The organism is Lysinibacillus sp. RU7, from assembly GCF_057837305.1.
In genome coordinates this window covers 1-233 of sequence record NZ_JBYQFK010000326.1, presented here as the reverse complement: position 1 = coordinate 233, position 233 = coordinate 1, and the positions used below count along the sequence as shown (strand labels likewise).

At 63.1% G+C, this 233-nt stretch carries 1 protein-coding gene; it reads right to left on the bottom strand.

What is annotated here, in order from left to right:
• The coding region (locus AC3II9_RS22580) for a hypothetical protein (protein WP_489159019.1) at positions 1 to 233 on the bottom strand (233 nt) is incomplete at both ends.

Genomic DNA, 233 nt, shown 5'->3' with positions numbered 1-233 from the left:
AGCCTCGAAGTGGAACGCACTGCGGCCGGTGTCGGCTTCCTTGATGCCCGTCGAGAGAGTGGGATAGGTCTTGCCAGCACGTGGACCGGTCATGATCTGGGCCGTGGAACGGCAGTCCAGCGTACGGTCGAGAGCATAGCCGAGATCGCGCAATTGCCGTTTGATTTCGCTGAGCGTGACGGGATGCCAGCCATCGGCGGCGCGTGCGGCCAATTCATTGGCGAGAGCAGGGC